Origin of the sequence: Rhodococcus sp. NPDC057135, assembly GCF_042670865.1 — a bacterium.
Classification (GTDB): Bacteria; Actinomycetota; Actinomycetes; order Mycobacteriales; family Mycobacteriaceae; genus Rhodococcus_F.
In genome coordinates, this window is the sequence record NZ_JBHUUU010000003.1 from 130,997 (window position 1) to 154,553 (window position 23,557).

At 63.6% G+C, this 23,557-nt stretch carries 26 protein-coding genes and 1 riboswitch; of the genes, 14 read left to right on the forward strand and 12 right to left on the reverse strand.

The window, feature by feature from the left end:
* Nucleotides 1-16 precede the first annotated feature (16 nt).
* Together ACFT1A_RS06035 and ACFT1A_RS06040 are read left to right on the forward strand one after the other, a co-directional pair.
* Nucleotides 17-328 (forward strand): hypothetical protein, encoded by a 312-nt coding sequence (locus ACFT1A_RS06035; protein WP_378446231.1) that lies wholly within the window; start codon nucleotides 17-19, stop codon nucleotides 326-328.
* A 54-nt stretch (nucleotides 329-382) separates the two neighbouring features.
* Entirely contained in the window at nucleotides 383-1,033 is a 651-nt protein-coding gene (locus ACFT1A_RS06040; RefSeq protein ID WP_378446232.1) for a TetR/AcrR family transcriptional regulator, read from the forward strand.
* A 410-nt stretch (nucleotides 1,034-1,443) separates the two neighbouring features.
* On the opposite strand, the gene ACFT1A_RS06045 is transcribed toward ACFT1A_RS06040, so the two are convergent.
* Nucleotides 1,444-1,569, reverse strand: coding sequence for a hypothetical protein (locus tag ACFT1A_RS06045; protein WP_007733507.1), 126 nt, complete (start codon nucleotides 1,567-1,569; stop codon nucleotides 1,444-1,446).
* 87 nt (nucleotides 1,570-1,656) lie between these two features.
* Nucleotides 1,657-3,981, reverse strand: coding sequence for a helicase-associated domain-containing protein (locus ACFT1A_RS06050; RefSeq protein WP_378446233.1), 2,325 nt, complete (start codon nucleotides 3,979-3,981; stop codon nucleotides 1,657-1,659).
* Between the two features lie 60 nt (nucleotides 3,982-4,041).
* Between ACFT1A_RS06050 and ACFT1A_RS06055 the strand changes: the two genes are divergently transcribed.
* Nucleotides 4,042-4,230, forward strand: coding sequence for a hypothetical protein (locus ACFT1A_RS06055; RefSeq protein WP_019744939.1), 189 nt, complete (start codon nucleotides 4,042-4,044; stop codon nucleotides 4,228-4,230).
* 82 nt (nucleotides 4,231-4,312) lie between these two features.
* On the opposite strand, the gene ACFT1A_RS06060 is transcribed toward ACFT1A_RS06055, so the two are convergent.
* Nucleotides 4,313-4,876 (reverse strand): transglycosylase family protein, encoded by a 564-nt coding sequence (locus ACFT1A_RS06060; protein ID WP_378446234.1) that lies wholly within the window; start codon nucleotides 4,874-4,876, stop codon nucleotides 4,313-4,315.
* Nucleotides 4,877-4,884: 8 nt separating this feature from the next.
* Nucleotides 4,885-5,105, reverse strand: a riboswitch (cyclic di-AMP (ydaO/yuaA leader).
* A gap of 382 nt (nucleotides 5,106-5,487) precedes the next feature.
* On the opposite strand from ACFT1A_RS06060, the gene ACFT1A_RS06065 reads away from it, so the two are divergent.
* The gene (locus ACFT1A_RS06065; protein WP_378446235.1) at nucleotides 5,488-6,885 is read left to right on the forward strand and encodes a YncE family protein; all 1,398 of its coding nucleotides are present in this window, start codon (nucleotides 5,488-5,490) and stop codon (nucleotides 6,883-6,885) included.
* A 93-nt stretch (nucleotides 6,886-6,978) separates the two neighbouring features.
* Here ACFT1A_RS06065 and ACFT1A_RS06070 read toward each other — a convergent pair whose 3' ends face one another.
* Both ACFT1A_RS06070 and ACFT1A_RS06075 read right to left on the reverse strand, forming a co-directional pair.
* Complete coding sequence (locus ACFT1A_RS06070) at nucleotides 6,979-7,368, reverse strand: YccF domain-containing protein (protein WP_003939919.1); 390 nt, start codon at nucleotides 7,366-7,368, stop codon at nucleotides 6,979-6,981.
* A 33-nt stretch (nucleotides 7,369-7,401) separates the two neighbouring features.
* A complete protein-coding gene (locus ACFT1A_RS06075; protein ID WP_003940194.1) occupies nucleotides 7,402-7,629 on the reverse strand; it encodes a hypothetical protein in 228 nt (75 codons plus the stop codon).
* A gap of 215 nt (nucleotides 7,630-7,844) precedes the next feature.
* Here ACFT1A_RS06075 and ACFT1A_RS06080 point away from each other — a divergent pair, with 215 nt between their 5' ends.
* The gene (locus tag ACFT1A_RS06080; RefSeq protein WP_007733502.1) at nucleotides 7,845-8,258 is read left to right on the forward strand and encodes a cold-shock protein; all 414 of its coding nucleotides are present in this window, start codon (nucleotides 7,845-7,847) and stop codon (nucleotides 8,256-8,258) included.
* Nucleotides 8,259-8,333: 75 nt separating this feature from the next.
* On the opposite strand, the gene ACFT1A_RS06085 is transcribed toward ACFT1A_RS06080, so the two are convergent.
* The 3 genes from ACFT1A_RS06085 to ACFT1A_RS06095 form a co-directional block, all read right to left on the reverse strand.
* A complete protein-coding gene (locus ACFT1A_RS06085; RefSeq protein WP_234036855.1) occupies nucleotides 8,334-8,801 on the reverse strand; it encodes a DUF2771 domain-containing protein in 468 nt (155 codons plus the stop codon).
* Between the two features lie 26 nt (nucleotides 8,802-8,827).
* Entirely contained in the window at nucleotides 8,828-10,522 is a 1,695-nt protein-coding gene (locus ACFT1A_RS06090; protein WP_378446236.1) for an MFS transporter, read from the reverse strand.
* Nucleotides 10,523-10,591: 69 nt separating this feature from the next.
* Complete coding sequence (locus ACFT1A_RS06095; RefSeq protein ID WP_378446237.1) at nucleotides 10,592-11,422, reverse strand: glutaminyl-peptide cyclotransferase; 831 nt, start codon at nucleotides 11,420-11,422, stop codon at nucleotides 10,592-10,594.
* 38 nt (nucleotides 11,423-11,460) lie between these two features.
* Here ACFT1A_RS06095 and ACFT1A_RS06100 point away from each other — a divergent pair, with 38 nt between their 5' ends.
* From ACFT1A_RS06100 to ACFT1A_RS06110, 3 genes are all read left to right on the forward strand, one after another.
* Entirely contained in the window at nucleotides 11,461-12,282 is an 822-nt protein-coding gene (locus tag ACFT1A_RS06100) for a DUF3027 domain-containing protein (RefSeq protein WP_378446536.1), read from the forward strand.
* A gap of 68 nt (nucleotides 12,283-12,350) precedes the next feature.
* Entirely contained in the window at nucleotides 12,351-15,023 is a 2,673-nt protein-coding gene (locus ACFT1A_RS06105) for a sacsin N-terminal ATP-binding-like domain-containing protein (RefSeq protein WP_378446238.1), read from the forward strand.
* 6 nt (nucleotides 15,024-15,029) lie between these two features.
* Entirely contained in the window at nucleotides 15,030-15,581 is a 552-nt protein-coding gene (locus ACFT1A_RS06110) for a phosphatase PAP2 family protein (RefSeq protein ID WP_378446239.1), read from the forward strand.
* On the opposite strand, the gene ACFT1A_RS06115 is transcribed toward ACFT1A_RS06110, so the two are convergent.
* Complete coding sequence (locus tag ACFT1A_RS06115) at nucleotides 15,571-16,632, reverse strand: iron-siderophore ABC transporter substrate-binding protein (RefSeq protein WP_378446240.1); 1,062 nt, start codon at nucleotides 16,630-16,632, stop codon at nucleotides 15,571-15,573. The genes ACFT1A_RS06110 and ACFT1A_RS06115 overlap by 11 nt on opposite strands.
* Nucleotides 16,633-16,722: 90 nt before the next feature.
* Entirely contained in the window at nucleotides 16,723-16,980 is a 258-nt protein-coding gene (locus ACFT1A_RS06120) for a DUF2530 domain-containing protein (protein ID WP_378446241.1), read from the reverse strand.
* Nucleotides 16,981-17,082: 102 nt separating this feature from the next.
* Here ACFT1A_RS06120 and ACFT1A_RS06125 point away from each other — a divergent pair, with 102 nt between their 5' ends.
* The 3 genes from ACFT1A_RS06125 to ACFT1A_RS06135 all read left to right on the forward strand — a co-directional run bounded on the left by ACFT1A_RS06125 (nucleotide 17,083) and on the right by ACFT1A_RS06135 (nucleotide 20,423).
* A complete protein-coding gene (locus ACFT1A_RS06125) occupies nucleotides 17,083-18,537 on the forward strand; it encodes an NCS2 family permease (protein WP_378446242.1) in 1,455 nt (484 codons plus the stop codon).
* 65 nt (nucleotides 18,538-18,602) lie between these two features.
* Nucleotides 18,603-19,034 carry a MarR family winged helix-turn-helix transcriptional regulator gene (locus ACFT1A_RS06130; RefSeq protein WP_283302343.1) on the forward strand — a complete coding sequence of 144 codons (432 nt, stop codon included), beginning with the start codon at nucleotides 18,603-18,605 and terminating at the stop codon, nucleotides 19,032-19,034.
* A gap of 81 nt (nucleotides 19,035-19,115) precedes the next feature.
* Nucleotides 19,116-20,423 (forward strand): MFS transporter, encoded by a 1,308-nt coding sequence (locus ACFT1A_RS06135; RefSeq protein ID WP_378446537.1) that lies wholly within the window; start codon nucleotides 19,116-19,118, stop codon nucleotides 20,421-20,423.
* Here the strand turns inward: ACFT1A_RS06135 and ACFT1A_RS06140 are convergent.
* Entirely contained in the window at nucleotides 20,407-20,955 is a 549-nt protein-coding gene (locus ACFT1A_RS06140; RefSeq protein ID WP_378446243.1) for a hypothetical protein, read from the reverse strand. The two genes, ACFT1A_RS06135 and ACFT1A_RS06140, sit on opposite strands and share 17 nt — an antisense overlap.
* 73 nt (nucleotides 20,956-21,028) lie before the next feature.
* On the opposite strand from ACFT1A_RS06140, the gene ACFT1A_RS06145 reads away from it, so the two are divergent.
* The 3 genes from ACFT1A_RS06145 to ACFT1A_RS06155 are packed head-to-tail and all read left to right on the forward strand — an operon-like array spanning nucleotide 21,029 to nucleotide 22,728.
* Nucleotides 21,029-21,616, forward strand: a complete 588-nt coding sequence (locus ACFT1A_RS06145) for a TetR/AcrR family transcriptional regulator (protein ID WP_378446244.1) — start codon at nucleotides 21,029-21,031, stop codon at nucleotides 21,614-21,616.
* 48 nt (nucleotides 21,617-21,664) lie between these two features.
* A complete protein-coding gene (locus tag ACFT1A_RS06150; RefSeq protein WP_378446245.1) occupies nucleotides 21,665-22,471 on the forward strand; it encodes a TrmH family RNA methyltransferase in 807 nt (268 codons plus the stop codon).
* Nucleotides 22,468-22,728 carry a DUF2537 domain-containing protein gene (locus ACFT1A_RS06155; protein WP_230814517.1) on the forward strand — a complete coding sequence of 87 codons (261 nt, stop codon included), beginning with the start codon at nucleotides 22,468-22,470 and terminating at the stop codon, nucleotides 22,726-22,728. Before ACFT1A_RS06150 ends, ACFT1A_RS06155 begins: the two co-directional genes overlap by 4 nt.
* Before the next feature lie 21 nt (nucleotides 22,729-22,749).
* Here ACFT1A_RS06155 and ACFT1A_RS06160 read toward each other — a convergent pair whose 3' ends face one another.
* Nucleotides 22,750-23,535 carry a DUF6928 family protein gene (locus tag ACFT1A_RS06160; RefSeq protein ID WP_378446246.1) on the reverse strand — a complete coding sequence of 262 codons (786 nt, stop codon included), beginning with the start codon at nucleotides 23,533-23,535 and terminating at the stop codon, nucleotides 22,750-22,752.
* Between the last annotated feature and the right edge of the window lie 22 nt (nucleotides 23,536-23,557).

Genomic DNA, 23,557 nt, shown 5'->3' on the forward strand with positions numbered 1-23,557 from the left:
GAGCGTTGAAGAGGTCATGCAACTGGACGTCACCATCACCCCCACCTCCTCGATCGTCGAACTGAACGGGGTCGACGACTTCACCAGTCTCTCGGTCGTCGTAGGCGGCGACGATCAGTCCGAGACTCTGCGTCGGGTATTGGAACCGTGGGGGGAACTCGAGGACGATCACGTCTGGCTCGACATTGCTCACCTGGAACAAGCCGTCGCGGCCCAGGTCGGAAACGCGCAGTGGAGGCAGAAGTTCTCCGCGATGGTGGACTACGCACGCGCCCACGGCTGGGTCGATCGCGACAACAGGGTGCGAGCACACCGTGAATCACTCTGACTCCGCGGTCGGCGCTTCGGAGAAGTTCGGCGAGCCCGTGCGAAGCTCGTTCGTGTGACCGACTCCAGGCAGAACCGACAAGGCGACGCGACGCGCATGCGCTTGCTCAAAACTGCCGAGCGGCTTTTCGCGACAGAGGGATTGGATGCAGTCTCGTTGCGCTCGGTCAACGCAGCGGCCGGTCTCGGTCCGTCGTCTGTCCACTACCATTTCGGCACCAAGGACGATCTGGTCGCCGCGGTGCTGCTGGACATGGGAACGTCGGTGCGAGATCAGATCAGCGCGAACGTGGACGCCCTTGCCGCCGAACAGACGCCGCCGACGGTCGAGGCGCTGGTACGGGCTGTCACCGCGCCCTACGAGGCGTTGCTCCTTCGCCACCGCACGCGGGGAATGCGATGGATCAGGATCGTCACGCAGATCTCGCAGCCGCAGATGTCACGGCCAGGGCATCCCGCACTCGAGGCGACCGAGCTGCACCTTCGCGATCACCTTCTCGACCAGGTTCGTCGTACATTTCCCGCTACCGATCCGGAAAGGCTCGAGACTCGCTGGGCGATCGCCTTGATGGGCTTCCTCCAAGCATTGAGCCGGGCGGACGATTGGAGCGGAAGTGGCAAGCCGCTCGCGCCGGAGCGACTTGCCGACTTCTACGAGGATCAGGTCGTCTTTCTGATCGGTGGCGTGCGGCAGTTATTGGGATGAGTCCCTTATTTTTGCGCGACGACAGACTTTCGCATTTCCATTACATGAGTAATAGCCTCGGAAATTCCGGATCGATAGCCGATATTCTTTTCGGAATCGCCCGGAGTGGAATCAAGCTCCGATTCGAGTCTTGTTTGAATACGGTCCAGGGTGTGGATTGTTCTTTTCACGATGGTTAATTCTCTTTCTGCGGTAAATCCGAAAGAAGTATTCCGGACTGCCGAGCGTGTTCGTCGAGGACGCAGAGTGAAGCGAGGGTCATGCCCGCTGCGTAGCCGCGCGAGCGTGCATCAGTTCCTCGACTACGTGACTTGAACAGGTTGAATGTTTCGTGCAGATGCACGAGGGTGTCGGTGGGGGCCGGCATTGGTCAGCTTCGCAGTCAGCTCGTCTTTCTCTGGACTGTGCTGTCAGCTCCGCTTTCTCTTACGGATGAACTCCGAAGACTCCGCAGTTTTCGCGCGCTTTTCCGCACGGCGTTCCTTGATCGACTGGGCGGGTTTCTTCATGTTTTTACCCGGCGCCTTGTCAGCCATTGTCGCTCCTCATTTTTCGAAGTGGCAATCACAAACTGACCTCGACCATACTTCATTTACAGAAAAAAGCCAGTTGCTTCTTTTCTGCTACTTTTTTCCTGAGTCGACGGGGCTGACGGAAGTAATGCGGTGCAACGTGAAACGGCGTACCGCACCACTTGCCGGGTCGAAGGCGTCCAGCTGTCCGCCGCCCACGCTGACGGGGTCGACGATGCGATGGGTCGCCACCCCCTGGGCGTCGACGTAACCGATGTTGACGCTGGAATTGTCTCTTGCCGCCGTGGCCAGCAAGGCGATGGTGGCTGCGTTGTTCTCGCGCGAGCCGTCCGTTCGAACGCCGCCACGGCCGGGGGCGGAAGCGCGGTCGCCTGCCCGCATCGTGCGTACCAACGACGCCAACTGATCCGCCGACGGGCTCGCAGGCATTCTCGACGCCGGTCGGCTGCGACGGTTCGGTACGCGAGCCCCGCGTGGGCGAAGATCGACCAGCGTTCCCGAGGAGTCTTCACCGGCCGGCGCAAATCCGGCTGCGCGCAATTCGGCCAGGACCTCGCGTAGCGGGGCTTGGGAGATCGCGACCGTGGGAGCCAATGCGCGCAATGCCAGGGACTCGGCCACCGCCGATGCGAGTACCTCCGCCAACAGTGATGCGTCCTCGCACCGGATGAACGACGCTGCGACCCCGGCGCGCAGTCGTCCGTGCCGACGGGCAACATCGTCAATCAGATACGAAAGCGATTGGGGGACAGGTGTCTTCGATTTCGAAGCGAACATGGCATGCAGTTCGGTGGCCGTCAGGCCGGCGTCGAGAGCACGCCGCACACTGTCCTCGCTGATGCGGTACATGGACGCCGATCCTGCCGACTCGATGTCCGCGACCAGGCTCACCTGCTCGAGCAGGTCCGGTACGAGCGGACCCGGCGCAACCAATGTCAGATCTGCCTGGACCAGGATGTAGTCGATGGGCTCGGGAAGCGCGGACTGCATTTCGGCTTCGGCGTCCCCGCCGTGCAGCAATGCTCGTCCCGGGGACGACAAAGCGCCGCGGGCTACCAGTCCGAGCGCGGCGGCCTCGTCCAGAGTCCGCTCGATCGCGAAGGTCCGTAGGCGTCCGCTCCACCGCGGACGTCGCCACGCCAGCAGCCGACTGACCTCGACGGCCGATGCAGTCTGACCACTGTCGAGTTCGGCGAGCAGCCCTAGAATGGCCTGACGATCTCGCGGTGCCGCCGGTGCGCGGCCCTCCTCGGACAGTGCCGCGATCGGCTTGTCGGTGGAATCCCGCAGCCCGATCATCCACGGAACGCGCGGTACGTCGACCCAAGCGGACGCCAGGACCTCCCACCGTCGCGCTGTGGACGCGTTCAGCCAGCCGTCGACGGCGAGTGTGGGCGTCCAGTATTCGTCAGCGTTGTCCGAGATCGGCGCCGGGTCGGGCGTTCCGCTCGCGATGAGTCCGGCTGCCGAGAGCAATTCGACAAGAAGGCTCACTCGCGCTTCGTCGAGATCGGCCGTCTTGGCCACGCGTCGTAGTTCTCGAACGCCGAGTCCACCAGCTCGCAGGGCGGGGGCCGGTGCCGCTCCCAGAACTGCGATCACGTTCTCGCATTGGCGTACCAACTCGAGTGCTTCGCCGGCTGCTGCGGCGTTGACGTCCGCCGGTTTGAGTTTGTCGCCCCCGATGACCGGTGCGGTCAGTGTCGTCGGATCGAAAACCGGCTCGCCGCGGATGACCTGACGAACCGTCGCCGGAAGTTCGACTGTCTGCTCGTCGAGCCATCGCAGCAGGCCGGCTGCCAGCAATCGCTGAACCGGGCGCTCGGGCGGCGTTCCCGGGGCAGCGTCGCGGGTGCGGCCGATCGGGCTGGAGTTGGCGAGAGTCTCGAGGAGCTCCCGTTCTCGGGTGTCCAGAGCGTCGAGGGCCGCCGAGATCTCGGTCTCGGACATCGCCTCGGCAGGTTCGAGGGCACGCCCCACACGCCAGGGAATCATCCCGATGACTGCCGGGACGACGCTGATGGGATCGACACCCCAGATGAGCGCGGACTCGCGCATCTTCGACAGCGACTTGTCGACGGCCTTCTTGGTGACCTTGCCCTTGCCGGTCAGTGCGCGTTCGGCGATCGCGCTGTTGAGTTCCGCTCGCGTCATCGGGGTTTCCTCGGCGCCGGCCAGCGCCAACAATTCGAGAAGTCCGAAATCGAGGGTGTCGAGTTCGTCGGCCGCTCGACTGACCGACGCGCGTTGCTGCGCGCGTCCGCTGAGAACGACCATCGTGCTCGGCGGTGGCACGGCCAGATCGGGGCGCAGACGCAGCAACTCCGTCAACTCGGCGTCACTGCGCGCCGAGAGCCAATCGGTCAGACTTTCGGCTGCGGAACTGCCCGCCGGGGTGCCACGTGTTTCGGTCATCAGGTATCAGATTAGAGACCTGGTCTGTACGGCGTAACGGCGTCCTGTCAAAATGACTTCGTGGCCAACAATTCGAAGCAACACTATGTAGATCCAGGATGGCCGGAAACTGCAGACGGAGATCACGCAGTGACCGAATTGTCATCGACCCGTGCAGGTGGACTTTCACCCTTCGGCGAGGACACCACCTTTCCGGTTCCGGTGGAGTCACTCCCTTACGTACACCCGCACACCGTCATCAACCGATAACAACTCGACACGAAGAAGGCCCGCACCGATTCGGTGCGGGCCTTCTCTAGTTCGAGCGTCCGAGCGGACAGTCTTGCCGGTGTTACTTGAGGAACGTCTTCGCGGTGTCGGCGACTGCGAGGATCTGCGGGTCGACCGGGATGCCGTTGGCCTTGGCGAAAGCGATTGCCTGATCGATGGCGTCGGCAACCGGGTGCGCAACGGTCTGAGCGACCTGCTGTGCCGGAGCCGGAGCTGCCTGAGGAGCCGTGGTGGCCGGAGCGGAACGCTCGGTGGCGCCGCTGCTCAGTCCGAGGCTGGAGGAGCAGGACGGCCATGCGCCCCAACCCTGGTTTGCGAGAACACGCTCGGCAACAACGATCTGCTGCTCGCGAGAGGCCTGGTTTGCGGTGGCTGCATACTGTCCGCCGCCGTGTGCGTTCCACGTGCTGGGGGAGAACTGCAATCCGCCCTGGTAACCGTTGCCGGTGTTGATGGCCCAGTTTCCGCCGGCCTCACACTGGGCGAGACGATCCCAGTCGGAGTCGGGGGCAGCGTTTGCGGTTCCGGTGGCTGCAATTCCTGCTACGCCCATGATGGCGCCGGTGACGGCGACCTTGGCGACAGTGCGGCCGGTGGTGGTGGGCTTGCGATGGCGTCCGCTCATGATGGTCGAAATCCTCTCCACACGCGCCTGCGAGGTCAGCTGTCGGGTTCGGGCTGAGAGGTCGCCCGGCCTCGCCTTTCCTGGCTGGAAAGGGTCTGGCTTCACCCCAAGATCCGGTCTTGCGACCGAACCGGTGTCCACTGGAGAACTTTTCTGTTCTCACAGAGGACTTTGGGTCCCCCGTCCTCGTCCCTGGAATGCTCTGTCGGAAGTCCGGTACCCGCGGGACAAGGCTTGGCGCGGCGGGCCGGAGGTGGCCGAGTTTCCCGGCCGAAAACGACGGTAACGGCTCGAGTCTCTCGTGTCACCATTTGATAACGCGGCGTGGCGAAAGACGTACAACGCGTCACACAAAGCGCAGGAGACTCTTCCCAGGTCGGTGGGGGTGCCTGAGTGAATGTCCGGTTGTGTCCGTTCCGTTATCCATCCGTAATGTGAGCAAGGTCACACGTTATGCGGGTATGGGATTTCGAGTGAATGAGAGACGTGCCGATTCGGGCCGTAGATGTGGTCCGAGTCTCAACACTTACAAGACTACTTAGGTTAGGTTTGCCTGACTTGTCCGAATGGGCAGGATTCGCAGAGTCTCCCAGAGCATTAAGGCACCCCTCATGAAACTGCAATACCGTCGGCGCGCGGTCACCGCGTCGCTCGCCGTCGCCGCCGCTGCTGTCGGCCTGGCTGTCACCGCCCCCGCTGCACATGCCACACCCGAGGATCCGACGCACGGCGTTGTCGGAAGCTATTCCGCAAACCAGCCTGGCGACATCGTCGTCGACTCGGCAACCCACCGCGGATACATCACGCAGTACGGCGGACCGACCAGCTCGTTGTCCGTCGTCGACACGAACACCGGCACGTCCGTCGGCAGCATCGACGGTGTCGTCGGCTACCCGTCGGCAGTTGCCGTGGACTCGGGCCTCGGACGCGCGTACGTGTCCTCCTCCTACGGAGGCGCGATCTCGATTGTCGACACCAAGACCGGCAAGGTCGAAAAGACGGTCACGCTGAGCGAGAAGAACCCCGACGGCTCGCGGCCGCAGATCAACGATGTCGTCGTCGACCCCACAACACACCTCGCGTACTTCTCGGACTACAAGTCCGGCAACATCCGAGTTGTCGACCCCAATGCCGCCGACGCCGTGTCGAGCATTCTGGTCGACAAGTCGGCAACGCCGACCAAGCTCGCCTTCGACGGCGTCCGCGGCTTCCTCTACATCGCAGACACCAACTTCTTCGACGAGAACTACGGCCGCACGCTGTGGCAGGCGGACGTGCGCAAGGGCGGAGCACTCAAGTCGATCGCGCGTGCCGACAACCTCTACCCGGTCGACGTCGATGTCGACACGAACACCGGCAACATCTACATGACCGACACGCGGGCAACCAACCTGTGGGCCATCACCCCGTCCGGCGCGGTTCTGTCGAAGACCACGCTGTCTCCGACCGCGATTCCCAACGGCGTGATCGTCGACTCTGCGGCAGGCATTGCATATGTCGCCGACGTCATGAACGGACACTTGTGGTCGGTCGATCTGACGACGCGCGCCACCACCGCTCTGGCCGATACCAAGGTTCCGGCACTGGAGAAGGTCAAAAACCTCGCGCTCGACACCTCGACCGGCGCCATCGCGTCGACGACCAACGGGGGCAAGGTGACCGTAGTCGCTGCGTACCCGCTGCCCGCGACCGTCGAACTGCCTGCCGCTCAGGTCGGTAAGGCGTATTCGCAGAAGCTCACTGCCGCTGACACGCGCGCAACCTTTGCACTCACCAACGGCACTCTGCCCGGCGGACTGTCCCTCGCACAGGACGGCACCATCTCGGGAACCCCCACCGCTGTCGGCAGCGCCACCGTCGAGATCACTGCGAAGGGCGTGCTTTCGCGCGCTTCGAGCGTGACCGTGGTGGTCTCCGAGGGGCCGGTCGGCCCCGTTGATCCGGGCAACCCGGGAACGGGTACCGGTTCGCTCGGTAACCTCCCCGGACTCGGTAGCCTCGGCCGCTGATCCGACCTGATAGAAGAACCCGACCACAGCACCTGCCGTGGTCGGGTTCTTCGGTTTGCGAGGCCGATTACGAGCAATTGACGCGATCGACGGCTATGCGTAATTGACGCGGTCCACGTCGACGATCTCCTTGCCGAGCGGCATCAGCGAGATCGGAATCATCTTCAAGTTCGCGACGGCGAGTGGAATTCCGATGATCGTGATTGCCATCGCGACGGCGGTGACGATGTGTCCGATCGCCAACCAGATGCCGGCGATGATCACCCAGATGACGTTGCCGATCATCGAACCGACCCCGGCGGTGGGCTTGTCGACGACGGTCTTACCGAACGGCCACAGCGCGTAGATGCCGATGCGGAACGCTGCGATTCCGAAGGGAATCGTGATGATGAGGATGCAGCAGATGATGCCTGCGGCGAAGTAACCCAATGCCAGCCAGAAGCCGCCGAACACCAGCCAGATCACGTTCAGGAGGATTCTCATGGTCAGTGACCTTTCGGTTGGAGGCGGGAGAGATCAGCGCACGCGTCGACCGGATCTCAGCGTGTAGACGATCGCGAGAAGGAAACCGATCGGGCACGCGAGTGCGACGAGATACAAGGCCAGGCCGGGCGGAGTGTCGCTGAAGATGTGGACCGCGAAGATGGCCACGATCGCCAGGAATCCGACGATGAACAGTGCCATCGCCGTACGGAACAGACCGTTTCCGGTGCCGGAAGTGCGCGGGTTCGGTTGAGGGTCCACACCTACGAGGATAGTGCCTGTAAACCTGGGTGCCGACCCGGGTTCGTCACAGGTAGACTGTTAACAGACTGCGCGCCCCGCTGAAGCAAGTGTGGGGCGCGTTCTTTTGCATTCTTCCACCGGAAGCGATGCGAGCAAGGCCATGAGGCTCTTCCGAGAGCCTCCCGAGCACATTGGGGCAGATGCCCCAGTCGAGTGATGAGCAGGTGAACGCGGTGCCGACCGGCAAGGTGAAGTGGTACGACGTCGAAAAGGGTTTCGGCTTTCTGTCGCAGGAAGAGGGCGAGGACGTCTACGTCCGTGCTTCCGCTCTCCCCGAGGGCGTCGAGGGCTTGAAGGCCGGCCAGCGCGTCGAGTTCGGCATGGCTGCAGGTCGACGCGGTCCGCAGGCGCTGAGCCTGAAGGTTCTCGAGCCGGCGCCGTCGTTGCGCGGCGCTACGGCGACGCGTCGTGAGCCCGTCGAGCGTAAGCACACCCCTGACCAGTTGCACGGCATGGTCGAGGACATGATCACATTGCTCGAGGCGAAGGTCCAGCCGGATCTGCGCAACGGCAAGTACCCGGACCGCAAGACCGCTCAGCGGATCTCCGAGGTCGTCCGGGCCGTCGCTCGCGAGCTCGACACCTGATCGCTTCGATACACAGCTGCTGACAAAATGCCCTGCACACCAATCGGTGTGCAGGGCATTTTCATGGTCCGGGGATCAGGCGGTCTTGATCGACCAGATCAGCAGTCCCTGTTCGCTTCCCTCACCGACAGCGAGGTGGATTTCGACGCCGACGAGTTGCTTGACGGGATCGCTCGAAGATTCGACCGTCACGGCCAATGCCTCACCGGGCTCGAAGACTCGGGGCTCGCCGGTCTGGTTGCCGTCGGCATCCTCGTAGACGGCCAGCAGTGCCCACTGCGCATCCGAGACGTCCGTCGACAACGACAGCTGCAGCGGATAGCCCGCAGGAACGTCGAGTGCGTAGATGTCGCCCACCTGGGCGCACTGGGACAGATCGATGGTGCAGAACCCGGCAGGGTTGGTCTCGATCGTCGTGCCGTGTGCGTATGCAGTGATGACCGGCAGCTTGTCGGGGTCGTCGTTGATGTTCTTGATGATCACGAAAAGAACGGAGACGTAAGCAACCAGTGCCACCACCATCAGGACACTGATCGCTGCCACGATCTTCTTTGTTCTCGAGCGCATCATCACTGCGGAGTACTTCCTTGTCCTCGGTTGGATTTACCGGTGTAAATCACTTCGGTCACTTCTTGTTCGGCCAGATCGGGTCGCTTCCCGCCGAGGCCGGGCAGGAGGCTGCTTCCTCGGTAGCTCAGGAAGGTCTGTAGGAGCCCGATCGTCAGGAACACCGATACAACAGTGAACCCGATCCAGTATTCGGTCGGAAGCAGAACCCCCAATGCCCCGCCGAGTACCCAGCTCAACTGCAGAACCGTCTCCGATCTGCCGAATCCGGACGCGATCGATTCCTCGGGCAGGTCGTGCTGCAGTGACGCGTCGAGCGAGACCTTGGCGAGTGCGCTGGCGGCGGAAGCGATGAGCGTTGCGAGGGCGGCGGTCATCAGGTTGTCCGTCAGAGCGGCGATCACGGCGATGATCCATACCGAGGCCGTGCACCGAAGCACGATCAACGCGGGCCTGCCGAGCTTGAGGCGAGCGCCCGCGGCATTGCCGGCGAAGTTACCCAGACCGGCGGCTGCGCCGACCAAGCCGAGCATCATGGCTTGCTGGAGTGGCTCGTGATCGGTACGTGATTTGGCGACGAACGCGATGTAGAGCGTCAGGAAGCCGGTGAGCACTCGGATGGTTCCGTTGCCCCAGAGTCCGATGATCACGGCCCGTCCGAGAGGCTGACGGACCTTGGCCGGTTTCGCGTTCGGCTGTGGTGGGGCGCTGCCGGCGTGATGTGCCTCGTCCGGGTGGTAAGTGATGGTCGCGGGAACCTCACCCTCGGTGACCTCGACCCACGACGGGATTCGCATGCTCAGATATGCGCCGAAGACGGTGACGGCAACCGCGAACCACAAGGCTCCGGTGGAACCGAAAGCGAGGGCGAGCGCACCCGCGACAGCGCCGGCCCCGATCGTTCCACCGATCAACCCGAAGACCGTCAGACGCGAATTGACTCGCACCAGGTCTATTTCCGGTGGTAGCACGCGTGGAGTCACCGCACTCTTGAGTACCGAGAACGATTTACTGAGCACCATCATGCCGAGCGCTGCCGGATACAGAATCCAGCTGTCGAAGTTGAAGACCAGGATCACCGCGAGGAGCGTCCGGACTCCGAACGACGACGCGAGCGCGATTCGGCGGCCACGCTGCAAGCGGTCGAGCATCGGACCGATGAGCGGCGCGATCACGGCGAACGGCGCGATCGTGATCAGGAGATAGAGCGCGACCTTGGTCTTGTCCTCACCCGTCGCGGCCGAGAAGAACAGCGTGTTGGCGAGGGCGACGGAGATGGCCGCGTCGGTGGCATTGTTCGTCATCACCGCGTAGGTGAGAGCGGTCAGGCCGGACTTGTCCGCGCCGTCGGCCTTCGCTGCGCGCTGGAAAGTCGCGATGCCCTTGTTCGTCAGTTCACGACTGCGCATCGCTGCGACGCGGGTGACGGTGAGCTTGCGAGGCATCGGGGGAGCCTTGGGAGCGTCCGCACCCGGTGCCTTCGAACCTGATGCGGAATCGGAGTCTCCGCGTGATTCCGGGATCGGATGCAGCGGCGGCAAAGGCGTGCGACGGGCAGCGGGACGGGCCGAAGGCGGGTAGTTGTCCGGGCGGGCCGCGGGTGGGTAATTGTCGTAACCGGGGTGCACCTGTTGCCCCTCCGGCTCGTCGTGGATTCGCCGAGTTTCGGGGTCGTAGGGTTCGCGCGGTCCGGTCACCACTCAATTCTGTCCTAGTGTCGGCGCGGCTACCACGCACACCCCTGCGAGTCCTGTGTCATGTCGGACTCAGTTAACAAAACGGACTTCGAACATCTGCGGCCAATACTTGCCGGTGAGCAGGAATCGATCGGTACCGGGAATCTGCGCGATGCCGTTGAGAACGTCGACGGTGCTGGTCGATCCGTCCGTGACGAGTTCTTCGCGGAGCGGCGACGCGTCGTACACGTTCGTGACGCTGCCGTCCGACGGGTCGATTCGGACGACGGTGTCCGTCGTCCAGACATTGGCGTAGACGGAGCCGTCTTCGGCGCATTCCAGTTCGTTCAGTTTGCCCACGGACTCCGAAGATCTGGTGACGTCGACCGTGGAGATCGACGCGAAGGTTTCGGGATCGCGGAAGGTCAACGTGGCTGAACCGTCGCTGGAGACCAGTCGATCCCCGAGCGAACAGATTCCCCATCCCTCGGTGTCGAGTGGGAACCGCCCTCGTTCGATCAAGGTGTCCTTGTCACGGGCGACGGCAACGCCGTCTTTCCAGGTGAGTTGCCACAGCGTGTCTCCGGCGATCGTGATGCCCTCACCGAACAACGGCGGGTCGAGATCGGCACGTGCAACCTCCGGTCCCGAAGCGGGGGCCTGCTCGTCCGAGATCTCACTCGAGCGGACCCAGGACCGGCCGACGCGCCCGGTACTTTCGTAGAGACGATTTCCGTCGATCTCGAGGCCTTGTGTGAACGCGTCGGGGTCGTGCGCGGACACTCGAACGATCTCGACGGAGCCGGTTTCGGTCGTGAGGTTGTCGGGAGCGCTGGGGGAATCGGAGCACCCCGCCAGTGCCGACGCGATCACGGCGACCGCTGCGAAAGTGCGCACGGAATTGGCGTGTGACCTACTCATCTGCCCAGCATGGCAGCCCAGTGCGTTGCGGACTTGCGGTGGTGCGGCAAACTGGAGGAGTGAGTGTTGCTACTTCTCCAGAGCGTGCAGTGCCGCGCCCAGTACTGGCCGATGCGGTCGAGCTTGCCCGAACGGCAGTCGTCGACCTGCATGAAGGCGGTGTGGGGGCATACCTCGGCGTGACGTCGGAGGACGAATTTGCCGCCACCCATCGATTTGCAGCAGACATTGCGGGATACCGCGGTTGGCAGTGGGCGGTTGTCGTCGCTGCCGGACCGGAGGACACCCACGCCACGGTCAGTGAGTTGGCGCTGCTGCCAGGTCCCGACGCGTTGGTTGCGCCGGAATGGCTGCCATGGGATCAGCGGATTCGTCCCGGCGATCTCTCCGTCGGTGACCTGTTGGCTCCGCCGACCGAGGATCCTCGCCTCGTTCCCGGCTACGTCGCCACCGGTGACCCGGAAGTCGACGAGGTAGCCCTCGAAATCGGGCTCGGCCGCAAACAGGTCATGAGCCTCGAGGGCCGACTCGATGCCGCGCAGCGTTGGTTCGACGGTGACTTCGGCCCGGAGTCGGAAATGGCGAAGGCCGCGCCGTCGACGTGTGGGCTGTGTGGGTTCTTCCTTCCGCTCGCCGGTTCGCTGCATGCAGCGTTCGGTGTGTGCGGAAACGAACTCTCCGCAGACGGCCGGGTGGTCAGCGTGTCCTACGGTTGTGGCGCGCACTCGGACACCAGCCTGCCGCTCGGTGCGGGTTCGCCGCAGTTCGACGCATTCGACGACGGAGCAGTCGAGCTGATCGCGGTGCCTGCTCGCCCGTCGAGCGTTGTTGCAGTTGAGGATTCGGTATCCACCGAGTAGAAGATCCGTTCGGCACGGACGCACTCAGGGCGGCGACGCTGCGCGCGTGGTCGGAATCTCCGACGCGATTGCGTGAAGACGCGGCTGCTGAATCCGATCTCGCGAAGGCCGGGTACCGCGACCGTCTGCTCACCGAGTTGGCACAGAACGCTGCCGATGCGGCTGCACGTGAGGGCATCGCAGGCTCTTTGTGGGTGGACCTGGACGATCAGACGCTGACCGTGGCGAACACGGGCCGTCCGCTGGACGAATCCGGCGTGCACGCGCTCACTGCGCTGCGAGCGTCGAACAAGGTCGACGCCGACGAAGGCGTCACGGGTCGGTTCGGCGTCGGATTCTCGGCAGTTCTCTCGGTCAGTGACGAGGTGGAACTGCGCTCGTCGACGGGATCGATTCGCTTCTCTGCCTCGCAAACCCTGCGCGAGATCGAGTCTCACGAACTTCCCGTGCCGGAAACCGGTGTCCCCGTACTCCGTTTGGTGTGGCCCTCGGTCGAAGAACCCGGCGACGGTGCCGATTCAGAAGTGGTGCTGACACTGCGGCCGGATGTCGATGCCGCTGCGCTGCTCGCGCAGATGACGCGCGAGGCCGTCGACTTGCTGCTCGAACTCCCGGCCCTCGGATCTATTCGTCTGGGCGAGAAGATGTTTCAGCGTTCGGAACGAGTGCTGGAATCCGGTCTCATGGAGATAGCGATCGGAGATCGCACGTGGTGGCAGTACTCGGCGCCGAACGCACGATGGTTGGTGCCGGTCCGCGACGGGGTCGTCGAGCCCGTGTCCGACGACGTCCTGCGTGCCCCGACGCGATCCGACGAGGAGCTGTCGATCCCGGCGATCGTCATCGCCGACATAGCGATGCAACCCGATCGCCGACGCATCATGCCCGCTGCACCGATCGCTCCGCTCGCCGAGGGATACGCGAAGTTCCTTGCCGCACTGCCGCCCCGGCAGCGCACGGCGCTCGTTCCGATTCCTGCCTTCGCTCGAAGTGAAACGGATTCGCTTCTGCGCGAAGCGCTTCTGAAGGAGTTGCAGGAGAACGAGTGGCTTCCGGTGGTCGGTGAACCCGACCGGGCGCCGCAGCGAGCGTCCGTGGTTCCCGGGCTCAGCGACGAACTCGCCGAGTTGCTCACCGACATCATCGGCGGACTGGTTGTCCCCGAACTCTCCGGCCCCAAGCACGAGCGAGCACTTGCGGCGGTGTCGACGCACCGCATCGGGCTCGCGCGCATCGCGGAACTGCTCAGCGGCCTCGAACGTGAACCGAGTTGGTGGAATCGGCTCTATTCGGCTCTCGAGCCCTTGGTGATCGACACCCTTGCGGTGGAAGAGCTTGGAACGCTGCCGGTTCCGCTCTCCGACGGACGGATCGTGACCGGTCCACGGACCGTCGTCGTCGGTGTCGAACTGGGCGAAGACGCACCGTCGGTGCAGTGGACGAGGTTGGTTCATCCCGTCGCGGCTCACCCGTTGCTGTCTCGATTGGGAGCGCAGACCGCGAGTGCCACCGACCTGCTGTCCGATCCGGCGCTGCGAGCATTGATCGAAGATGCTGCGGATCAGGATGATTCGGTAGTGACGGACTTGGCGCAGGTGGTGCTCGGGTTGGCGGCCCACGTGGCGCCGGGGGCACTGCCGTCGTGGATCGGTGAAGTGCTGCTTCCTGATTCGGAGGGTGAATTGCGTTCCGCCGACCAGCTTCTGCTTCCGGGGGCTCCCCTCGCGGGTGTCCTGGTCGAGGATTCTCCCTTCGGCATCGTCGACTCCGACTTCGTGCAGCAGGTGGGGGAGCAGGCACTTCGGGTGGTCGGTGTCGGGTGGGGCTTCACGGTGGTCCGTGAGGAATTGCCGTCCGGCCCGGACCACGATCTCGACGCCGAAGACGCATGGTGGGACACCCTCGACGAGGATCCCGAATACATCGAGGCCGTGCGCGATCTCGATCTCGTGGACGAAGACCGCTGGGCTCAGGCGTTGTCGCTGCTGGTCGAATCGCCGGCGACGCGGGCGTTGCTCGTCGACCGCCGCGGATACACGGCGTGGTGGTTGCGTTCGAATGCGGAACTGGGCGGGGAGGTGCTGGGGCTGCTGCGCGCTCCGGGCGATCGCACTTTCGAGGGATTACTCGACGCTGCCGAACACCCCGACGCCGGATTCTTTTCCGGACTGCTGGCATCGGATACCGTCGACGATCCGGAACTGGCTCAGCTGCTGCTCGATCGGCTTGCCGACCCACTACGGATGCCGGCCTCCGCCGTCGTCGCGCGGACGCACCGACTACTGGGTGAGGCAGCGCAGCGACGGGTTCTCGACCTCGAGGAACTGCGCCTACCGCCATTCGTACGCGGTCTTTCCGGTGATCTGGTGGATCCCGGCGACGCCCTGGTTCTCGACCGGCCGTGGCTCGGAGCAGCACTGCCTGCACAACGGGTGGTGATCGGCAGCTTCGAGACGGCCGACGCACTGGCGGATCTCCTCGACATCGCGACGGCTTCTGCATCCGTTCACGGACGAGTGAGCAGCACCGGCGTCGTCACGACTTGGGCGAACGAACCACAGGCAGTTCTCGGCTTCGCAGCCCTCGGCCGTGAGGTTCCCGACGGCGAGGTAGTGATCCATCACGAACTGTCGGTGGAACTGACAGGAGCAGTGGAGGCGACAGTGACCGTGCCGTGGTGGGTGGACTCGGACGGCGTTCATCACGTGATGCGCACGTGGACACTGCCGCAAGGAATGTGAGGCCAGATGTCTTTTGATCAGTGGGTGCTCGACAGCGCTGTGAGTCAGCGGACGGCGTGGCTCGTGGACGTTGTCGACGTCATCACCGACAGCGGCGGAACCCTCGCGTCGTGGCTGATCGCGACGCTACTGACGATCGTGCTTCTGGTCCGAGGACTGCGCACCGAAGCTCTGTTGATCGCCGGGTCGATGTTGACCGGCCTGCTCGTGATGAGCGGATTGAAGCGCATCTTCACCCGGACCCGTCCACCCGTTCCGGAGCGTTTGATCGAAATCGATTCGTATTCGTTCCCGTCGGGCCACGCGATGATGAGCGCGATCCTCGCGACTTCGGTTGCCGCCGTGATTCTTCGGCTTGTCTTGCCGAGGCTCGCGAAGTTGGCAATGCTCGCGAGCCTCGGCCTGTACACGATCGCCGTCGGATTCTCCCGCGTCTACCTGGCTGCCCACTGGATGACCGACGTTCTGGCAGGTTGGGCGTTCGGGATGATGTGGGCCGGATTGTGGATCTGGGGAACTGCGCAGATCAAGGCGCGCAGGTCGCCGGTTACTTCGTAAGTTCGGCGAGTAGTTGGCTCGTGGCCCACGGCAAGCTCAGCGCTGAGCTCGCGGTCAGGGCAGCGCCGACCTGCGGGGCCTGATCGTCGTTGACGTAGACGACGCGGTTGTTCTTGACCACGTCGAGTTGCTGGAAGCCGAGATTGTTCCGGACCGCCTGGGCGGCATCGGGATTGCCGATGACCACGAGACGGTCCACATCGAGGAGGTCGAGTCGTTCGGTGGAGATCGGAGCGTAGAACTCGCCGTTCATCAACGCCTCGACCGCGGGAGCAGGTTTGAATCCGAGGCTGCCGAGAACCCGTCCGCGGGCATCCTCGGAGGAGAAGGCGTAGAACTCCGGAGTCGTGTCGACGCTGATGATCACCGCGGTCTGATCCGCGAATTCGGGGTGAGCGCTTCTCGCGTCGGCGAACTGCTTGTCGATGTCGGCGACCAACTTCTCGCCGTCGGCTTCGCGGCCCACTGCCTTTGCCGCGGTCTTCGTCGTGATCTGCCACGGGGTTGCGTAGTCGCCGTAGGCCGGATCCTTCGCGACGGTGGGGGCGATCGCGGAAAGTGTGCTGTACAGGTCTTTGTCGATGCTCGAGTAGAGCCCGAGGATCAGGTCCGGCTCGAGCGCGGCGATCTTTTCGACGCTGATCGTGGTTTCGGGATTGCTGCCGACGACGGTCGGTTCGGTTCCGTCCCAAGGTCCGGTCACCCACGGCCACGTGCGGTTGACGTCCGGCTCGCCCGGGTACTGATTGACCATGCCGACGGGCTTGATGCCCAAGGCCAACAGAGCTTGCTCGTCGTTGTAGCCGACGGTGACGATCCGCTGTGGTTCGGAATCGATCGTGGTGCTGCCGAAGGCGTGATCGATCGTGACGGGGAAGGCGCCGCCTCCGGAAGTCGACGAACTATTTGTCGTGTCGTCGTCGCCCGATCCGCAGGAGACGAGTGCTGTGCCGACCAGTGCGACCAGGGCAACGGATGTCAGTCTCGTCCGATGTCCTCGGCTTTTCCTACGGTCGAGGCTTTTCCGACGATTTCGGAGGGAGATATTCACGGTGACGTGTTTCCTTTCAGCGGCGGCAAGCCGAGATCCGCACTTTGGTGCAGGGTAGGCTTACCATACTGAAAGCGTGAATCGAGCCGCTCAGTCGACCAGACCGGCGCCCTGTTGCGCGCCCTTGTCGCCGCGCACAGCTGCGCGCCGTTGAATCGAGAACAGAGCGAACCCGAGGAAGCCGACTCCGATACCCGCGTAACAAATCGGGAGTGCATCCGACCAACGGTCGCCGCTCACCGCGACCACGATCGTGGCGATCACCCACAACGCGGTGCCGATGATCAGTGCCGGCGAGGGTGCGGACAATTTGCCGATCAGGCCAGTTGTGTTGCGAGTCTCCGTCACAAAATTAACGCTACCCGTACCCCGGTGGCCTACTCTCCCTAGTGCGACCGGCTTCATGTGCGCCGGCACACGGCGACCTACAGCGATGGGGAAAGAACAAACATGGCGGCACCCGGCAAGATCCTCGACACCTATTTCAAGATCAGCGAACGAGGGTCGACGATCTCGACCGAGATTCGCGGCGGTGTCGTCACCTTCGTGGCGATGGCCTACATCGTGGTCCTCAACCCCCTCATCCTCGGAAGTTTCTCGGCCGAAGACGCTGCGGCGAAGACCGACGTTCTCGGCAACATCCTTCCGGTCAACCAGGTGGCTGCAGTCACCGCTCTGGTGGCCGGCCTGATGAGCATCGTCTTCGGTGTCGTCGCCAACTATCCGTTCGCCATCGCCGCGGGTCTCGGCATCAACAGCCTCCTCGCAGTCACCATCGCACCTCAGGTCACCTGGCCCGAGGCGATGGGCCTGGTGGTCATCGACGGTGTGATCATCGTTCTGTTGGCGCTCACCGGCTTCCGAACAGCGGTGTTCAACGCGATCCCCGCAGCGCTGAAGTCCGCGATCGCAGCCGGTATCGGCATGTTCATCGCCTTCATCGGACTCGTCGACGCCGGGTTTGTCCGCCGCATCCCCGACGCCGCCGGTACGACGGTTCCCGTCGGACTCGGAATCAACGGCTCCATCGCTTCGTGGCCGACCGTGGTGTTCATCTTCGGCGTGCTGCTCATGGGTGTTCTGGTCGTGCGCAAGGTTCGTGGTGGACTGCTGATCGGCATCGTCGTCACGACGATCCTCGCCGCCGTCATCGAAGCCGTTGCCGACGTCGGACCCTCTCTCGGCACCAACCCCAAGGGCTGGAACCTCAGCATCCCCGCAATCCCGGACATGCTCGGCGGTATGCCTGATCTGAGTCTGGTCGGCGACGTCAGCATCTTCGGCGCGTTTACCCGCATCGGTGTTCTGGCCGCCAGCCTGCTTGTCTTCACCCTCGTGCTCGCGAATTTCTTCGACGCCATGGGCACGATGACGGGTCTCGGTAAGGAAGCCGGCCTGACCGACAAGGACGGAAATCTCCCCAACGTCGGTCGCGCGCTTGTCGTCGAAGGCGCGGGCGCGATCGTCGGCGGTGGCGCTTCGGCGTCGTCGAACACCGTGTTCGTGGAATCCGCGTCGGGTATCGCCGAAGGCGCCCGCACGGGGCTGGCAAACGTGGTCACCGGACTGCTCTTCCTCGTTGCGATGTTCCTGACGCCGCTGTACTCCGTCGTGCCGATCGAGGCAGCTGCGCCTGCCCTCGTCGTCGTCGGTGCATTGATGATCGGACAGGTCCGAGACATCGATTTCACCAAGTTCTCGGTGGCACTCCCGGCGTTCCTGACCATGATCGTCATGCCGTTCACCTACTCGATCGCCAACGGCATCGGCGTCGGCTTCATTTCGTGGGTGGTCCTGCACGCTGCCAGCGGTGGTATCAAGAAAATCCACCCGTTGCTGTGGATCGTGGCGGCACTTTTTGTGGCTTACTTCACTGTCGGACCCATTACCGACGCCCTTACGTGAAATCGGGGTTGACCGGTATTCGATTACGTGAGCTACCGGCCAGCTCTTGACGTATTGTCTGACGCGTGACCACCGAAACTCGTGCGCTGGCCAGCGATCTTTCCCTGGCTGTAGTGCGTCTCACCAGGCATCTGCGCGGCCGCAGAGTCGACGCTCAGGTATCGCTGACGCAACTGTCCGCTTTGGCGAGCTTGGATCAGTACGGCCCGATGACTCCTGGCGTACTCGCAGCACGTGAGAAAGTGCAGCCGCCGTCGATGACACGGGTTGTTGCGTCTCTCGCCGAGCTCGGTTTGGTCGAGCGTTCGCCGCATCCCACGGACGGTCGTCAGATCATCGTCAACCTCTCCGACGCCGGGCAGGCGTTGCTGGCGGACGAGACCCATGCGCGTGAAGCGTGGATGAACGAGCAGCTGGCCGGGTTGGGTGGCGAAGAACTCGTGACGCTGCGCGGGGCCGTCGAGATCATCACGGAGATGGTCAACAAGACGGAGTAGCTCCGCCATGCCATAGGTCGTTGCCCAAACGAATTACTCGAGGGGCAAGATGGTGTGGTGCCCCGAGACCCCGATTCCGGCATGTTTGCCGCGCTCCACAACCGTAACTACCGCCTTTGGGCTTCCGGACAGATCGTTTCTCTGGTCGGCACGTGGATGCAACGTATTGCCCAGGACTGGCTGGTACTGACGCTCTCGGACGGCAACGCGTTGGCGGTGGGCATCGTCATGGCCTTGCAGTTCGGCCCGACGCTGTTCCTCTCGGTGTGGGGCGGTGTGCTGGCCGATCGGTACGACAAGCGTCGGATCCTGATCTTCACGCAGTGGGCGAGCGCGGCGTGTGCGCTGGTACTGGGTGTGTTGGACGTCGGTGGACTGGTCGCGTTGTGGCACGTCTTCCTGATTGCCTTTGCGCTCGGCTGTGTCTCGGCGCTCGACGCACCGGTGCGTCAGTCGTTCACTATCGAAATGGTGGGCAAGGAGCACCTGTCCAACGCCATCGCGCTCAACTCCATGACGTTCAACACGGCCCGCATCGTCGGTCCGGCCATCTCGGGTGTTCTGATCAACCTGATCGGTACCGGGTGGGTGTTCCTGCTCAACGTGGCGACGTTCGGTGGGGTGCTCATCGCGCTCTATCTCATGAACAAGAAGGAGTTGATCCCGTCCGAACCGGCTCCGCGTACCAAGGGACAGGTGCGCGACGGGTTCCGATATGTGTGGGGTCGCAAGGACCTTCGGGTGATCATGGTGTCCGTCTTCATGGTCTCGACGTTCGGTCTGAACTTCGCGATCAGCCTGGCGGTGATGGCGCGTAACACGTTCGGTCTCGAGGCCGACGGCTACGGACTTCTGTCCACGACGCTCGCCGTGGGGACCCTTGCCGGCGCTGCGTATGCCGCGAGGCGGAAGGAAGCACCGCGCCTGCGGACGTTCCTCGGTGCCGCCGTGGCTTTCGGTGTGTTCGAGGTCGCGGTGGGATTGATGCCCACCTACGCGTTGGTGGCACTGATGCTGATTCCCACGGGCGCACTGACGTTGACGTTCACGACGTCCGCGATGAACATCCTGCAGATGTCGGTGCCCTCCGAGATGCGCGGGCGGGTGATGGGCATCTACATGCTCAGTTTCCTCGGTGGCACACCGCTGGGAAGTCCACTGCTGGGTTGGCTCGCCGACTCCGTGGATCCTCGCGCGCCCCTGATCGTGGGCGGAGTGATCTCGCTGGTCTCGGGCACTGCCGCCGGGGTGTACCTGCTGCGTAGCGAAGGACTCAAGCTTCGGCTCGCGAGGCCGGAAGACGGTGGCAGGCTGCCGGTGTTCGTCCTGCGTCCGGTGATCGTGTGCGATGCGACCGAACAGGCAGTCGAGGCTAGCCTCGCGCCATGACCTTCTCGCGCTTGGGAAATACCGTGTAGCTCAACGCGATTGCTCCCCAGATTCCCAGCACCACAGTGAGCTTGCTGATCCATCCGTCGAGGGCTCCTGTACGGGCGGGGTCGTCGACGAGGTAGATGGCCGCGGCGAGAAGCCCGCACGCGATGGCCCAGGCGATCGCAGCTTTGCCGAACTCGCGCCATTCGCGCAGGGCCCGCGCACTCCCGTACTTGGGCGGTGCCACGGGCGCTGGGCCGCCGGCGAATCGGTAGGCGAACCTGGCGTCGGCCCAGGAGATGAGGCTGTGTCCGAACGCGACGGAAAAGCCGATGTAGGCCGCGGCAAGGCCGTGGGTGAAGTTCGCCTCGCCACCGCCGCGAAGATCGAGGGCAGTGGCGACGAGCAGGACCACGTCGACCAGGGGAGCGCAGATGAGCAGCGCGGCGCCCAGCGTCTTGCGGCGCAGGAGATAGCGGGCGGCGAGACCGGCAGCGATGAACACCCAGAACATGATTTCGCACGCGATGATCAGGTGGACGATCATGACATCAGCTCATTTCTAGTACGACTGTATTAGTGGAGGAAAACTAGCACAGTTGTGTTAGTTTTGTGAAGTGGTGAAACGAAGCAGTCCCGACGAGCGACGAGAAGAGATCGCCGAGGCTGTCTGGCGTGTGATTCGACGCGACGGTGTCGCGAGCGCCAGCGTCCGAGCCGTCGCGGACGAGGCAAAGATGTCGACGGGCTCGCTACGTCACTTCTTCGCCACGCAGTCCGAACTTTTGCTGTTCGCGATGACGCTCGTGACCGTCCGGGTGGAGAAGAGGATTGCCGGCATCGACTTCGATCCCGACATCCGCCGCGCGATCCGCCAGTTCACCGATCAGTTCGTGCCCCTCGACGAAGATCGGCGTGAAGAAATGCAGGTCTGGGAGGCCTTTGCTGCTGCCGCTCAGACCGATCCGGCGTTGACGGCGGTGCGTGAGCAGACGGATCGGACTTTGTTCGAGCACTTCTTTTCGTTCGTCGAAGCAGTGGACCAAGCGGGATTTCTACGGCCGGGCGCCTCGGTCGAGATCGAGGCGATGAGGTTGCATGCGGTGGCTGACGGGCTCGCGTCGCACGGCGTCGACAATCCCGAGCGAACCAATCCGGAGGTGATCAGCGAGGTGCTCGACGCGCATTTTGTCACGCTGTTGCGCTAGGTCGGGAGTAGTGGTGAGAGCCCGCGGTGCGTACGGCACGATAGACCCGTGGTTCACGTCATCGACATCTCAGATCCCGCCGACCCCCGGCTGGATGACTTTCGCGATCTCAACTCCTCGGATCGACGCCCCGACCTGCCGGAGGGCAAGGGGCTGGTGATCGCCGAGGGAGTGTTCGTCACTCAGCGGCTGCTGACCTCGCGGTTCGAGCCGATCAGTCTCCTCGGCGTCGAACGACGGCTCGTGGAGTTGGCTGACGATCTCGACGGTGTGGATGTGCCGTTCTACCGTACGAGCGCCGAAGTGATGGCCGAGGTCGTCGGATTCCACCTGAACCGTGGCGTCCTCGCTGCAGCAGCACGTCCGGCACCGCTCGCGCTCTCGGACGTGCTGAAGGATGCGAAGACGGTAGCGATCCTCGAAGGCGTCAACGATCACGAGAACCTCGGTTCGATGTTCCGCAACGCTGCAGGGCTCGGCGTCGACGCAGTTCTGTTCGGGAAGGGTTGTGCCGACCCGCTGTACCGGCGCTCGGTCCGCGTGTCGATGGGGCACGTGCTGCGAGTGCCCTTCGCGCATGTGGCGAAATGGCCGTACGACCTCGAGGAGCTGCGTGGCAACGGTTTTCAGCTCATCTCCTTGACCCCGAACCCGGAGGCGGTCACTCTCGCCGAAGCGATGACCGGGGAGAAGGTGGCCCTACTGCTGGGTGCCGAGGGGCCAGGTCTGACCGAACATGCGATGCGCGCCACCGACATTCGCGCCAAGATACCGATGGCACCGGGCACCGATTCGCTCAACGTCGCGACGGCAGCGGCGATGGCCTTCTACGAACGTGTGAGGACCGGCCAGTGACTCAGGACCGCACACCCTGGTTCACCGGAATCGCGGTGTCGGTATTCGCCGCGATGCTCTCGACCAGTGCCGTCGCGGCGTTCTGCATCGCGCTGGGCAACGTGAACGTGCTCCTGGCGATTGTCGTCAATCTCATTGCGGTAGGCGGACTTGCGCCGACCGTGTGGCGCTGGCGAGCGATTCCCGTCTGGCGATGGGTGGTCTTCGGGGCAGTTGTCGGCGTGCCGCTCGGGTGGATCGCAGCGATAGCCGCATGAACCTGCGAATGCCGTACCGCGCTACTTGAATCCGAAGTACCGAGCGAGGCGGCTGCGCGGCTTGGCTGCCGGTGCTTCGTGGATCGGCGGCATGTTCTCGTGCACGGGCACCTCGGTTGGCGCCGGCTCGGGTACCGGCACGGGAGCTGGTGGCGCAGGTTTGGGCGCCTCGCCGGGGCGGTGAATCTTGAAGCCCCACAGGAGAATCTGCGTCGTGTCGAGTTCATGTTCTCGTGGAGCGCCGGTGTACCGGAATCCCAGCCACTCGAGGTTGGCGGACTCCGCGAACTGTTGCGGGTGGAACGGCAGTGACTGTGGATCGGGCAGGATCCCGGGCGGATAGCGCAGGGGATGATCGCCGGCCCAGAATTCCCGTTCCCAGGTCTGCGGGATCCCCACATTTTCGACGATGTCGATCGGGATGGCACTGAACGAGCGTCGTAGCTCGCCGTCCTCCCACAGGGCAAACGAGCCCTGCGCGGTTTCGGGGACGGAGCTGATCAGCAGCGTCGAACCACCCTCGGCCGAAAGGTGCCAGGAATCAGGCAGTTTCGAGGGGACGAAGGCGCTGATTTCGGCGCTGCACACGACGCTCACTCGGTTGTACGCGCCGATGAAGACGTAGCCGGGGCTCACCGTCGCGGCCATCGACAGCGGCTGGGGCCCGAGAGATTCGAACTCCTTGTCCGGATACAACGACATGGCGATTTTCAGCGCCTCTGTCTGATCCGGCTGCGGGTACTTGCTCAATTCGGTGCGAGCGTCTGCGCCGCCCAGAAACCAGATCGTCGATACCCGTGCAGCCACCGGCAGCCCTCTCTCCTCAGCC